The sequence below is a fragment of the Streptomyces sp. MnatMP-M17 genome, from assembly GCF_900091995.1.
GTDB lineage: Bacteria > Actinomycetota > Actinomycetes > Streptomycetales > Streptomycetaceae > Streptomyces.
In genome coordinates, this window is the sequence record NZ_FMDK01000460.1 from 1 (window position 1) to 12,566 (window position 12,566).

At 67.8% G+C, this 12,566-nt stretch carries 8 protein-coding genes; 3 read left to right on the forward strand and 5 right to left on the reverse strand.

Annotation, left to right across the window (positions count from 1 at the left end; all coding sequences use genetic code 11):
- Positions 1 to 51: 51 nt before the first annotated feature.
- From GA0115259_RS20660 to GA0115259_RS20680, 5 genes are all read right to left on the reverse strand, one after another.
- Positions 52 to 1,476 carry an OFA family MFS transporter gene (locus GA0115259_RS20660; protein WP_093599261.1) on the reverse strand — a complete coding sequence of 475 codons (1,425 nt, stop codon included), beginning with the start codon at positions 1,474 to 1,476 and terminating at the stop codon, positions 52 to 54.
- 1 nt (position 1,477) lies between these two features.
- Positions 1,478 to 2,866 carry an OFA family MFS transporter gene (locus tag GA0115259_RS20665; RefSeq protein WP_093599264.1) on the reverse strand — a complete coding sequence of 463 codons (1,389 nt, stop codon included), beginning with the start codon at positions 2,864 to 2,866 and terminating at the stop codon, positions 1,478 to 1,480.
- Between the two features lie 317 nt (positions 2,867 to 3,183).
- A complete protein-coding gene (locus GA0115259_RS20670; protein WP_093599267.1) occupies positions 3,184 to 5,322 on the reverse strand; it encodes an acetate--CoA ligase family protein in 2,139 nt (712 codons plus the stop codon).
- A gap of 3 nt (positions 5,323 to 5,325) precedes the next feature.
- Positions 5,326 to 6,582 carry a formyl-CoA transferase gene (frc, locus tag GA0115259_RS20675; protein WP_093599270.1) on the reverse strand — a complete coding sequence of 419 codons (1,257 nt, stop codon included), beginning with the start codon at positions 6,580 to 6,582 and terminating at the stop codon, positions 5,326 to 5,328.
- A 12-nt stretch (positions 6,583 to 6,594) separates the two neighbouring features.
- Positions 6,595 to 8,280, reverse strand: coding sequence for a thiamine pyrophosphate-binding protein (locus tag GA0115259_RS20680; protein WP_093599273.1), 1,686 nt, complete (start codon positions 8,278 to 8,280; stop codon positions 6,595 to 6,597).
- 148 nt (positions 8,281 to 8,428) lie between these two features.
- On the opposite strand from GA0115259_RS20680, the gene sucC reads away from it, so the two are divergent.
- The 3 genes from sucC (at position 8,429) to GA0115259_RS20695 (ending at position 12,350) form a co-directional block, all read left to right on the forward strand.
- Positions 8,429 to 9,562, forward strand: coding sequence for an ADP-forming succinate--CoA ligase subunit beta (gene sucC / locus GA0115259_RS20685; protein WP_093599282.1), 1,134 nt, complete (start codon positions 8,429 to 8,431; stop codon positions 9,560 to 9,562).
- A gap of 89 nt (positions 9,563 to 9,651) precedes the next feature.
- Positions 9,652 to 10,554, forward strand: coding sequence for a succinate--CoA ligase subunit alpha (gene sucD / locus GA0115259_RS20690; RefSeq protein ID WP_093599276.1), 903 nt, complete (start codon positions 9,652 to 9,654; stop codon positions 10,552 to 10,554).
- Between the two features lie 236 nt (positions 10,555 to 10,790).
- Positions 10,791 to 12,350 carry an aldehyde dehydrogenase family protein gene (locus GA0115259_RS20695; RefSeq protein ID WP_093599279.1) on the forward strand — a complete coding sequence of 520 codons (1,560 nt, stop codon included), beginning with the start codon at positions 10,791 to 10,793 and terminating at the stop codon, positions 12,348 to 12,350.
- Positions 12,351 to 12,566 lie beyond the last annotated feature (216 nt).

The window sequence follows — 12,566 nt, forward strand, 5'->3', positions numbered from 1 at the left end:
GAGGAAGCCGCGCGGAGGGCCGTCTGTGTGATGACGCCCGCCCTCACCGGGTCAGGCGGGCGCCTCACCCGGCGCACGCGTACGCGCCCACGGCAGTACGACCGTCCTTCGCCCGCGTTCCGGACCGCCGGGCTGCCGCAGTACCAGTGAGAGTCCCGCGGCGATCAGCGAGACCGCACCGGATGCCACGTACGCGCCGACGAAGCCCCACGAGGCCACCACGACCGCGCCGAGACCACCGCCGAACAAGCCGCTGATCAGCTTGGCGCTGTAGACCATGCCGTAGTTCGAGGCGTTGTTGTTCTCCCCGAAGTAGTCGGGCACCAGCGCGGCGAACAGCGGGTAGAACGCACCGCCGCCGAAGCCCGACAGGAAGGCGAAGACCAGGAACAGTGTCTGGTTGCGGATCTCGCCCGCCCACAGCACACCGAACTGGGCCACGGCCAGCGTCAGACACACATAGGTCAGCGTGGTCCGCCGGCCCAGCTTGTCCGACAGCCAGCCCACCACACCGCGCCCGGTGCCGTTGATCACCGACATCACACCCATGGACGACGCCGCGATGAGCGGGCCGAAGCCCATCTCCTTCGCGAACGGCACCTGGAACGAGATACCGAAGATCGACACACCGGCACAGCAGAGCATGCAGAGCCACATCAGTGGCACCACACCCGTTTTCAACGCCTCCTTCGGCGTGAACTGCCGTACCGCGGGCGGGTTCTTGGCGAGAGCCCTGCCGGTCTTCGAATCCCCGGCGATATTGAGCGGATCCACCTCCTCCGGCCACCAGTTCTTCGGCGGATCCTTGAAGAACAGGCCCGAGACCAGCGTCAGCACCAGGACATAGATCCCCACCAGATCGAGCACCGTGTGGTAGTTCGAGGTGTCGAAACCGTAGGTGAAGAGGAAGATGAACGGCACGGCGCCATAGGCGAACGCCCCGTTGACCAGCCCGGTTTTGCCGCCCCTGCGCTCCGGGTACCACTTGCCGACCATATTCACGCAGGTCGAGTAGATCAGCCCGGAGCCGAGCCCGCCCAGCAGGCCGAAGCCCACCAGCGCGAGCCAGATGTTAGGCGCATGACTGAGGCTGACGAATCCCACCAGCGAGAAGAACGAGCCGATGAGCATGGCCGCCCTGCTGTTCAGGATGCCCTTCTCCCGCAGCCGGCCGGCCGGGAAGGAGACGGCGGCCTGGAAGAAGATCCAGACGCTGAGCACCCAGAAGGTGTTCGTCGAACTCCAGTGATGAGCCTTGGACAGGGTCTCCTCCGCAGCCCCGAAGGCGTACTCGAAGACGCTGATGGCGAGCATGGCGAGCCAGGGCAGCGCCACCATCGTCCAGCGGGGGAGGCCGAGGATCTGCCGGTCGGATTCACCGATCCGGTAGACACGGCCGCGTGCGTCGGTGATTTCGCGGTAGCCCGCGCCGGCCGAAGCCGGCGCGGACGTACCGGAGAGAGGTTGTGCTTTCATTTCAGGCTATCTCCCGACCGATCGGGTTGGGGTTGGGCTGGATTTTCTTGTGACTCGGCCTTCCTGGCGCCTTCAGGAACAGGGCCAGTACCGCCGATGCGAGACCGATGCTTCCGGCGATGATGAACGCGCCCTCGTAGTCCCAGGCGGCCACCACCACGGCTCCCATACCGGAGCCGACCAGGCCGGATATCAGCTTGGAGCTGTAGACCATGCCGTAGTTGGAAGCGTTGTTGTTCTCCCCGAAGTAGTCCGCCGTCATCGCCGCGAAGAGCGGGAAGATCGCGCCGCCGCCGAAGCCGGAGACCATCGAGCAGAACAGGAAGAACGGCATGCTTCCCATGGAGCCGGAGACGAGCACACCGAACTGCGCGCTGCCCAGGACCAGACAGACGAAGATCAGTGTGTTACGGCGTCCGTACCGGTCGGAGATCCAGCCGATGACACCGCGTCCCGTACCGTTCACGATCGCCTTGAGCGACATCGCGGTTGCCACGATCCCGCCCGCGAAGCCCATGTCCTTGCCGAAGGGAACCTGGAAGGCGATACCGAAGATATTGATTCCGGCCGTGCAGAGCAGGCAGAACCACATCATCCACAGCACGGGCGTCCGTGCCGCTTCCTTCGGTGTGTACTGCTTCAGCGCCGGCGGGTTCTTCTCCAGCGCACGCCGGATACGGGGGTCCTCCGACGTCTTGAGCGGGTCCGCTCCCGTGGGCCACCAGTACTTCGGCGGGTCCTTGAAGAACCAGCCGGCGACGGCGACGACCAGGCAGCAGATGACACCGACAGCCACCAGAACGGTCTGGTAGTTGCTCAGGTCCATGTACGAGGTGAAGAGGAAGACGAACGGCACGGAGCCATAGGCGAAACCGCCGTTGACGAGGCCGGTCTTGCCGCCCTTCCGCTCCGGATACCACTTGCCGACCATGTTCACACAGGTGGCATAGACCAGACCGGCGCCTATACCGCTGAACATTCCGAAGCCTATGTACGCCACGATCACATGCGGCGCGTAGGCCAGGGAGAGATAGCCGAGGAACGTACCCAGCGCGCCGAGCATCATGGCGTACCGGGCGGGCAGCTTGCCGCTCTCACGGAGCTGCCCGGCGGGGAAGGCCACGGCCGCCTGGAAGAAGATCCAGACACCCATCAGCCAGAAGATATGCCCGCTGCTCCACAGGTGTGCCTCGTGCAGAGTGTCCTCCGCCGAGGTGAACGCGTACTCCGACGAACTGATGCCCATCATTCCCATCCAGGGGAAGAGCACCATCGTCCATCGGGGACGGCCCATGATGTGCCGGTCGGTCTCACCGATCCGGTACACACGGCCGTTGCCGTCCGTCACCTCCTTGTAGGGGACGGAAGTGGGGATCTCGGTAGTTGTCATGTGGTGTTGCACCCCTTGCATCGAAAGAGCTGGCCAGCGCCCCCTGTCCAAAACCTTCGTGCTGCCCCGGGCGGGCTAGGTCATCGGTAACCTCCCAACCACCTGACCGGTGTGCTGTTCTGACGGTGCACCAGGTGCGCCGGAAATGCGGAACTGACGGTGTCTCGTGAAGATCCCGCGTTCCTGGCCCACTGGCTGTGTTGTCCCGGGTGCAACCCCCGGACCTCCGGCGGCCCCGGGTACGAAACCCGGTCCACCGGACGACTGTGCGTTCTGACGGTGTGTCATATCGATGGATGCGGTGTGCTCGCGGCCTATCACAGCAGCCCCGCAGCCCGTGCCCACTGATACTTCGCACCGAGCGCGGCGACCGGTTTCTCCGTGGTGTACGGGTACGCCACCACACCGCGCTCGAAGAGGTACTGGCACGCCTCCTCCACCTCCACATCGCCCGCGAGCGACGCCACCACCGGCTTGTGGATGCCACGGGCCCGGAACTCCGCCACGACCCGCGCCGTCAGTTCGGCGAAGACCATCGGCGGAGTGACGATCGTGTGCCAGTACCCGAGCACCAGCGAATGGATCCGCGGATCCTCCAGGCCCAGCCTGATCGTCGCCTCGTAGGTGGAGGGAGGCTCACCACCGGTGATGTCCACCGGATTGCCGACCGAGCCGAAGGGCGGGATGAAGGCGCGGAACGCCGCGTCCAGATCCGGCGGGATCTCCATCAGCGACAGACCGTTGTCGACGAGGGCGTCCGAGAGCAGCACACCGGAGCCGCCGGCGCCCGTGATGATCACGACATTGCCGCCCCGCGGAGTGGGCATCACGGGCAGCGCCCGCGCGTACTCCAGCATCTCGCCCAGTCCCGGCGCCCGGATGACACCGGCCTGCCGCAGGATGTCGTCGTACACCGCGTCGTCACCGGCGAGCGCGCCGGTGTGCGAGCCCGCCGCCCTGGCTCCGGCCGCCGTACGTCCGGCCTTGAGGACCACCACCGGCTTCTTCGGTACGGTCGCGCGCGCCGCGTCCACGAAGGCGCGCCCGTCCTTGAGGTCCTCCAGATGCATCGCGATGCAGTCCGTGTTCGGGTCCTCGCCGAACCAGGTCAGCAGATCGTCCTCGTCGAGGTCCGACTTGTTGCCGAGGCCGACGATCGCCGAGACGCCCGTCCTGGTGGTCCTGGCGAAGCCCAGGATCGCCATGCCGATACCGCCGGACTGCGAGGTCAGCGCCACGCCGCCCTTGACGTCGTACGGCGTGCAGAAGGTGGCGCAGAGGTCCTGCCAGGTGGAGTAGTAGCCGTAGATGTTCGGCCCCAGCAGCCGTACGCCGTACTCCTCGCCGATGGACACGATCCGCGCCTGGAGTTCGTGCTCGCCGCTCTCGGCGAAGCCGGACGGGATCAGCACGGCGTTCGGTATGCCCTTGCGGCCGACTTCCTCCAGGGCCGCCGGGACGAGCTTCGCGGGGATCGCGAAGACCGCCACATCAGGCTCACCAGGCACGTCCATCACGCTCTTGTACGCCTTACGGCCGAGTATGTCATCGGCTTTGGGGTTCACCGGATGGATCTCGCCCGGGAAACCGCCGTCGATCAGATTGCGCATGACCGAGTTGCCGATCTTGCCCTGCTCGCCGGAGGCGCCGATCACCGCCACCGAGGCGGGCTTCATCAGCCGTCCCATGGAGGCGAGGATTGCCTCGCGGGTGTACGTGCGCGGCGCGGCCGGAACCTCCCTGGTCAGCAGGATCCGTACGTCGGCGGCCATCACCCCGTTCTCGGACGCGAACACCGGATTGAGGTCGACCTCCGCGATCTCGGGGAAGTCGGCCGCCAGCCGTGACACCTTGACCACCAGCCCGGCCAGCGCCTCCCGGTCGACGGCCGCGCCGCCGCGCACGCCGCGCAGGATCTCCGCGGCGCGGATCCCGTCCAGCATCGACAGCGCGTCGTCCCTCGTCGCCGGCGCGAGCCGAAAAGTGACATCCTTCAGGACCTCCACCAGGACTCCGCCGAGGCCGAAGGCCACGATCTTGCCGAAGGCCGGGTCGGTGACGGTGCCGATCAGCACCTCCGTACCGGCCGGCACCATCTGCTGCACCTGGACGCCGAGGATCCGCGCCTTCGGGTCGTACGCCCGGACATTGGTGACGATCGACAGGAAAGCGCCGCGTACCTCCGCGGTCGAATTCAGGCCGATTCTCACACCGCCCGCCTCCGTCTTGTGCAGGATCTCCGGAGAGACGATCTTCAGTGCGACCGGGAAACCGATCCGGTCCGCGAGTGCCACGGCGTCGTCGACGGTCTCGGCGAGCGCCTCGGCCGGGGTGGGAATGCCGTACGCGTCCGTGACGGCCTTCCCCTCGGGAGCGGTCAGGGCCGTACGGCCTTCGGCGAGCGCGGCGTCCAGGACCGCCCGTACGGCCTGCTGATTCGGTTCCGTGCTGTCCATCGGCTAGATGACTCCGTTCGACTTGAGCAGGCGCAGTTCCTCGTCGTCGAGACCGAGCTCGCCGATGTACACCTCTTCGTTGTGCTCACCCAGCAGAGGTGAGGTGACGACGTCCACGGGGGAGTCGGAGAGCTTCAGCGGGTTGCCGACGGTGGTGAACGAACCGCGCTTGGGGTGAGGGACCTCGATGACCATGTCGTTCGCGGCCAGCGAGGCGTCCTCGATGATCTCCTTGGTGGAGAGGATCGGTCCGCACGGGATGTTGTGGGCGTTGAGCTTCTCCAGCACCTCCCACTTGGGCAGGGTGCTCGTCCACTCCTCGATGAGCTGGAACATCTTGCTCAGCTTGGGCAGCCGGGCCTCCGGCGTCGCCCACTCCGGGTCGTCCGCCAGCTCGGGCCGGCCCATCAGCTCGGTGACCGGCCGCCAGCCGACGGGCTGGACGATCACATACACATAGTCGTTGGGGCCGCCGGGCGCGCATCTGACCGCCCAGCCGGGCTGGCCGCCGCCGCTCGCGTTGCCGCTGCGCGGCACCTGGTCGCCGAAGTCCTCGTTCGGGTACTCGGCGAGCGGGCCGTTCGCCAGCCGCTGCTGGTCGCGCAGCTTCACCCGGCAGAGATTGAGCACGGCGTGCTGCATCGCCACATTGACGCGCTGGCCACGGCCGGTGTGCTCACGCTGGAAGAGCGCGGCGAGAATGGCGGCGACGGCGTGGATGCCGGTGCCGGAGTCGCCGATCTGCGCGCCGGTCGCGAGCGGCGGCCCGTCCTCGAAGCCGGTGGTGGCCATCGAGCCGCCCATGGCCTGCGCGACGACCTCGTACGCCTTGAAGTTGGTGTACGGGCCGTCGCCGAAGCCCTTGATGGAGGCATAGACGATCCGCGGATTGATCTCCCGGATGCGCTCCCAGGTGAACCCCATACGGTCCACGGCTCCCGGACCGAAGTTCTCCACCATCACATCGGAGCGGCGGATGAGCTCCGTGAGGATCTCCTTGCCGCGCTCCGTCTTGGTGTTGAGGGTGATGGACCGCTTGTTGCAGTTGAGCATCGTGAAGTACAGCGAGTCGACATCGGGGATGTCACGGAGCTGCTTACGGGTGATGTCGCCGGTGGGTGCCTCCAGCTTCAGCACGTCGGCGCCGAGCCAGCCGAGCAACTGCGTGGCCGAGGGCCCGGACTGAACGTGCGTCATGTCCAGCACCCGTATGCCTGTGAGCGCCTTCGTTCCCACTGCGGTCTCAAGAGCCTGCGTCATGAGGGGGCTCCTCTACTTGTACCTGGTCCGGTTCATGGTTGCGGGGACGTACGCGTCGGGATCGACCCGGACGTTGATCAGCGAGGGCAGCCCGGACTCGCGGGCCCGCCGGAGCGCGGGCGCGATGTCGGCCGGGTCGCGTACTTCTTCGCCGTAACCACCCAGCATCTGGGCGAATGTGTCGTAGCTGATGTCTCCGAGGTGGTGGCCGCCGGCCCGCTTCCGCTCGTGGCCGTATGCGGTGGCCTCGGCGTAACGGGTCGGATCGATCGGGGAGTTGTTGCCGATGATGCCGACGAACGGCAGGTTGTGACGGACGAGGGTCTCGAAGTCCCAGCCGGTCCGCGGGAAGGCGCCGTCGCCGAAGAGCGCCACGACCTCCTTGCCGGGCCGGGCCCGCTTGGCGGCGAGGACGAACGGGATGCCGACACCGGGCGTGCCGAGCGGGCCCGGATCCAGCCAGTGGCCGGGGGACTTGGGCTGGACGATCTGGCCGGCGAGGGTGACGATGCCGCCGCCGTCGCCGATGTAGACCGAGTCCTCGGTGAGGAACCGGTCGATCTCGTGGACCAGCCGGTACGGGTGGATGGGCGCGGCGTCCGAGGTGAGCTGCGGCAGCAGCTTGTCGGCCGCAGTCCGCTCGGCGGTACGCAGCTCCTCCAGCCAGGCCTTGCGCCGGACGGAGCCCGAGTCGATCCGCGCGCTCGCGGCCTCGGTGGCCGACGAGAGCACCAGGCCCGCGTCGCCCGTGATGCCGAGATCGATGTCGCGGTTCTTGTCGACGGTGCGGTGGTCGAGATCGATCTGGACGACGGTCGCGGTCGGCGAGAGCCGTGTGCCGTATCCGGCACGGATGTCGGACGGAGTGCCGACGACGACGATGAGATCGGCGTTGGCGAACGCGTACGGGCGGGAGAGCTCGAAGTGGTGCGGATCGCCGGGCGCCAGGGTGCCACGGCCCGCTCCGTTCGTATAGGCGGGTACGTTCAGTGCCCGCACCAGCGCGACGGCGGCGTCCGTCCCACGGGTCGTCCAGACCTGGCCGCCGAGCAGGACGGCCGGCTTCTCGGCCCGGACGAGCAGATCGGCGAGCTTCTCGACGGCCTCGGGGTCACCGGCCGCGCGGGCCGGGGCCCGGTGGTGACCGGCCTCGGGGATCCGGGCCTTCTCCAGTGGCACCTTGGCATCCAGTACATCGCTCGGGATCTCCAGGAAGGACGGGCCGGGCGCGCCGAGGTAGCACTCGCGGAACGCCATCGACACCAGGCCGGCCGCGTGTGCCGGGTCCGGCACGGTGGCGGCGAATTTGGTGACGGGGTCCATCAGGTCCACGTACGGCGGTTCCTGGAGCGACCCCATCGTGTGCCGGCCGTCCGCGCCCCGTCCGCCGATGAGCAGCATCGGGGACTCGGCGCGGAACGCGCCCGCGACGCCGGTGAGGGCGTCGGTGATACCGGGACCGGAGGTGACCAGCGCGCAGCCGGGCCGGCCGGTGATCCTCGCGTGGCCGTCGGCGGCATGGACGGCCGTCCGCTCGTGCCGTACGCCGACCACGTCGATGCCTTCGTCGGCGCAGCCGTCATGGAGGTCGGTGATCCGGCCGCCGCCGAGGGTGTAGACGACCTCCACACCTTCCGCTTTGAGTACCTTGGCGACCAGATGACCACCGGAAACGAGCTCCTGGCTGGCATCGGACATGAGGGCGGTCCTGTCCCTTCGTAGGGGAGGGCGGTGGCCCTCCCGGTACATTGCATACAGTCGACGAATACTGTATGAAGCTTGTTATCCCGCATCCGGTGGATGGTGTCCAGGGGGCGTGCGGCACTTTCGTCAAATGGGAGCCGGCATGGATCTGTATGAGCACCAGGCAAGAGAACTCTTCGCGGACTACGGCATCCCGGTGCCCGAGGCCGAAGTGGTGGAACTGGCCAGGGAGGCCCGGTTCGCCGCCGAGCGTCTCGGCGGCCGTGTGGTCGTCAAGGCACAGGTGAAGACGGGCGGCCGGGGGAAGGCGGGCGGCGTCAAGCTCGCGATCGACCCGGCCGCCGCCGAACTGACCGCACGTCAGATCCTCGGCATGGATATCAAGGGCCACACCGTAAGGAAGGTGATGCTCGCTCAACCAGTCGACATCGAAGCCGAGTTCTACGTTTCGTATGTCCTCGACCGTGCGGCGGGGACCTTCGTCGCGATCGCCTCGGCCGAGGGCGGAATGGAGATCGAGGAGGTCGCGGCGACTCGTCCGGAGGCTGTCGCCCGTATCCCGATCGATCCCAGGGAGGGAGTCACCGAGGCCAAGGCGGCGGAGATCGCCGCCGCCGCGAAGCTGCCTCCGGACACCGTTCCGGTACTCCAGGCGCTGTGGCAGGTGCTGGTCCGCGAGGACGCCCTGCTGGTCGAGGTGAACCCTTTGGTACGTACGGCGAACGGGCTGATTATCGCCCTCGACGGCAAAGTCACTCTTGACGACAACGCGCGCTTCCGGCAGGTGCGTTGGGGCGACACCGGAGAGGATCCGCACGCCGATCCGCTCGAAGCCGCCGCGGCGGCCAAGGGGCTCAACTACGTCAAGCTCGACGGCGAGGTCGGCATCATCGGCAATGGCGCGGGCCTGGTCATGTCGACTCTCGATGTGGTCGCCGGCTGCGGCGCCCGTCCCGCCAACTTCCTCGACATCGGGGGAGGGGCGTCCGCCCAGGTGATGGCGGACGGGCTGTCCGTCATCCTCTCCGATCCGGACGTCAAGTCCGTGTTCGTCAATGTCTTCGGCGGCATCACAGCCTGTGACGCCGTCGCCGAAGGGATCGTCCAGGCCCTGGAATCGGTGCGGCTGACCAAGCCGCTCGTGGTGCGCCTCGACGGCAACAGCGCCGCCCGCGGCCGTGCGATCCTCGCGGACCGCGCGCATCCGCTCGTGGACCAGGTCACCACGATGGACGGGGCGGCCCGCCAGGCCGCCGTACTGGCGTCCGCCGGATAGCCGGCCAGGACGCCTCACCACCAAGAGGTCCGGCACCAAGAGGCCCGACCACCCGGATCCGGCCACCCGGCTCAAGGAGAGCGGACACCATGGCGATCTTTCTGACCAAGGAGAGCAAGGTCCTCGTCCAGGGCATGACCGGCGGCGAGGGCATGAAGCACACCCGGCGGATGCTCGCCGCCGGCACCGATGTCGTCGGCGGTGTCAACCCGCGCAAGGCGGGCCGTACCGTCGACTTCGACGACCGCGCCGTGCCCGTCTTCGGCTCGGTGCGTGAAGGCATGGAGGCGACGGGCGCGGATGTCACGGTCGTCTTCGTACCGCCGCCTTTCGCGAAGGCCGCCGTCATCGAGGCCGCGGACGCGGGCATCGAACTCGCGGTCGTGATCACCGAGGGCATCCCGGTCCATGACGCGGTCGCCTTCCAGGCGTACGCGAAGGAGCGGGGCACCCGTATCGTCGGTCCCAACTGTCCCGGACTGATCAGTCCGGGACAGTCCAACGCGGGCATCATCCCGGCGGACATCGCCGCCAAGCCCGGCCGGATCGGACTCGTCTCCAAATCCGGCACGCTCACCTATCAGCTCATGTACGAACTGCGCGAGACGGGCTTCTCCTCGGCGGTCGGAATCGGCGGCGATCCCGTCGTGGGCACCACCCATATCGACTGCCTCGCCGCGTTCGAGGACGACCCGGACACCGAGATCATCGTACTCATCGGTGAGATCGGCGGCGACGCGGAGGAGCGGGCGGCGGCCTATATCGCGGGCCGTGTCAGCAAGCCGGTGATCGGCTACATCGCCGGATTCACCGCGCCCGAGGGCAAGACCATGGGGCACGCGGGGGCGATCGTCTCCGGCTCCTCAGGAACGGCCGAGGCCAAGAAACGGGCCTTGGAGGCGGTCGGCGTACGGGTCGGCTCGACTCCCTCGGAGACGGCGAGGCTGGTCCTCGACCGCCTCGCGGCGACACGTGACGTCACTCATAATTGAACGGAGTGCGTGCCGCGGCGCTATTGGTTTCCCTACTGTCGGGTAAGCCGACGTGAAGTAAGCCGACTACGCCGAGCAGCCGAAATAACAAGAGGTCGCGTCCCGTGAGGACCGATTCTCTCCGTCGCCATCTCCACCACTATTTCCATCCTTCTCCATCACTCCTTGCCTGCCAGGCTTCCACGGCAGGCAGGCCGAGCCATGTCATTTCCCGCCCCTGAAAGCGGAGACCCTCAATGGCACCCACCCTCACTCCTCAATTGACTCTGTCGCTGAAGCCCGGCACAGCCTGGTCCGACGCCTGGGAGCGCTGCCTCGCCGTGGCGCCCGAGGCCTTCCAGGACGACCGTGTGCTGAATCTCTGGGCCGGTTCGTGGCAGTCCGACGGCCGCGCCCTGCCCGCCACCAGCCCGGTCGACGGCAGCCCCATAGCGGGCCCGCCGCGGCTGGACGCGGCCACCGCCCAGCAGGCTGTGCGAGCCTGTCTGGACGATCACCGCGTGTGGCGGCATGTTCCGCTCACGGTGCGCAAGGCGCGGGTGAGCGCCACGCTCGACGCGCTCGCCGAACACCGTGAACTGCTCGCCCTGCTCCTTGTGTGGGAGATCGGCAAGCCGTGGCGCCTCGCCCAGGCCGACGTCGACCGTGCGATCGACGGCGTGCGCTGGTACGTGGACAACGTGGACCGGATGCTGGAGGGCCGGAGCCCGCTGGCGGGCCCGGTCTCCAACATCGCGAGCTGGAACTATCCGATGTCGGTCCTGGTCCACGCCATGCTGGTGCAGGCACTGGCCGGCAACGCGGTGATCGCCAAGGCTCCCACCGACGGGGGAGTGGCCTGTCTGACGCTGGCCTCCGCGCTCGCCGTCCGCGAGGGCATCCCGATCACCCTGGTCAGCGGCAGCGGCGGCGAGCTCTCCGAGGCGCTCGTGCGCTCGCCGGAGATCGGCTGTGTCTCCTTCGTCGGCGGCCGGGACACCGGCGCCAGGATCGCCACCGCGGTGGCCGACCTCGGCAAGCGCCATGTGCTCGAACAGGAGGGACTCAACACCTGGGGCATCTGGAACTACAGCGACTGGAGCGCCCTGACGGCCGTCATCCCCAAGCTGTTCGACTACGGTAAGCAGCGCTGCACGGCGTATCCGCGCTTTGTCGTCCAGCGCTCGCTCTTCGCGGACTTCCTCGCGGCGTATCTGCCCGCCGTACGCTCCATCCGGCTGGGCCATCCCCTGGCGGTCGAGCAGCCCGGGGACCCGCTTCCCGAACTCGACTTCGGGCCGCTTATCAACGCGGCCAAGGCCAAGGAGCTGGCGGACCATGTCGCCGAGGCGATCAGCCGCGGCGCGGTCCCGCTGCACGAGGGATCGCTGTCCGACGGTCTGTTCCTGCCGGGTCAGGACACCAGCGCGTACCTCCCGCCGGTGACTCTCCTCAACCCGCCGCCGTCCTCGCCGCTGCACCACGCGGAGCCCTTCGGCCCGGTCGACACCATCGTCCTGGTCGACACGGAGGCGGAACTGCTGGCCGCGATGAACGCCTCGAACGGCGCCCTCGTCGCGACTCTCTCCACCGACGACCCGGCCACCTACGCCCGGCTCTCCCCGCAGATCCGCGCCTTCAAGGTAGGCCACGGCAAGCCCCGCTCCCGCGGTGACCGCGAAGAGCTCTTCGGCGGCTTCGGCCACTCCTGGCGAGGCGCCTTCGTCGGCGGAGAACTCCTCGTACGAGCGGTCACGGACGGCCCTCCGGGTGAACGCCCGCCGGGCAACTTCCCGGACTACCACCTGATGCCCTGACCCTGCCCGTGACCGCGAGCGCGTGGGGTGCCGTAGGGGATATCCCACACGGCACCCCACGCGCCCCCTGACCACCGCATATACAGGTGAGGACCACCCCGATCCCCTGGTATCGTTGTCCCCGTCGCCGCGCACAAACCCGCGGTTCGACCACTCGTCCGGGTGGCGGAATGGCAGACGCGCTAGCTTGAGGTGCTAGTGCCCTTTATCGGGCGT

What these genes read in the sequence shown, in the direction of transcription:
- GA0115259_RS20660 (WP_093599261.1), bottom strand. Translation starts at nt 1,476, where the DNA reads ATGAAAGCACAACCTCTCTCCGGTACGTCCGCGCCGGCTTCGGCCGGC.
- GA0115259_RS20665 (WP_093599264.1), bottom strand. Translation starts at nt 2,866, where the DNA reads ATGACAACTACCGAGATCCCCACTTCCGTCCCCTACAAGGAGGTGACG.
- GA0115259_RS20670 (WP_093599267.1), bottom strand. Translation starts at nt 5,322, where the DNA reads ATGGACAGCACGGAACCGAATCAGCAGGCCGTACGGGCGGTCCTGGAC.
- frc (WP_093599270.1), bottom strand. Translation starts at nt 6,582, where the DNA reads ATGACGCAGGCTCTTGAGACCGCAGTGGGAACGAAGGCGCTCACAGGC.
- GA0115259_RS20680 (WP_093599273.1), bottom strand. Translation starts at nt 8,280, where the DNA reads ATGTCCGATGCCAGCCAGGAGCTCGTTTCCGGTGGTCATCTGGTCGCC.
- sucC (WP_093599282.1), top strand. Translation starts at nt 8,429, where the DNA reads ATGGATCTGTATGAGCACCAGGCAAGAGAACTCTTCGCGGACTACGGC.
- sucD (WP_093599276.1), top strand. Translation starts at nt 9,652, where the DNA reads ATGGCGATCTTTCTGACCAAGGAGAGCAAGGTCCTCGTCCAGGGCATG.
- GA0115259_RS20695 (WP_093599279.1), top strand. Translation starts at nt 10,791, where the DNA reads ATGGCACCCACCCTCACTCCTCAATTGACTCTGTCGCTGAAGCCCGGC.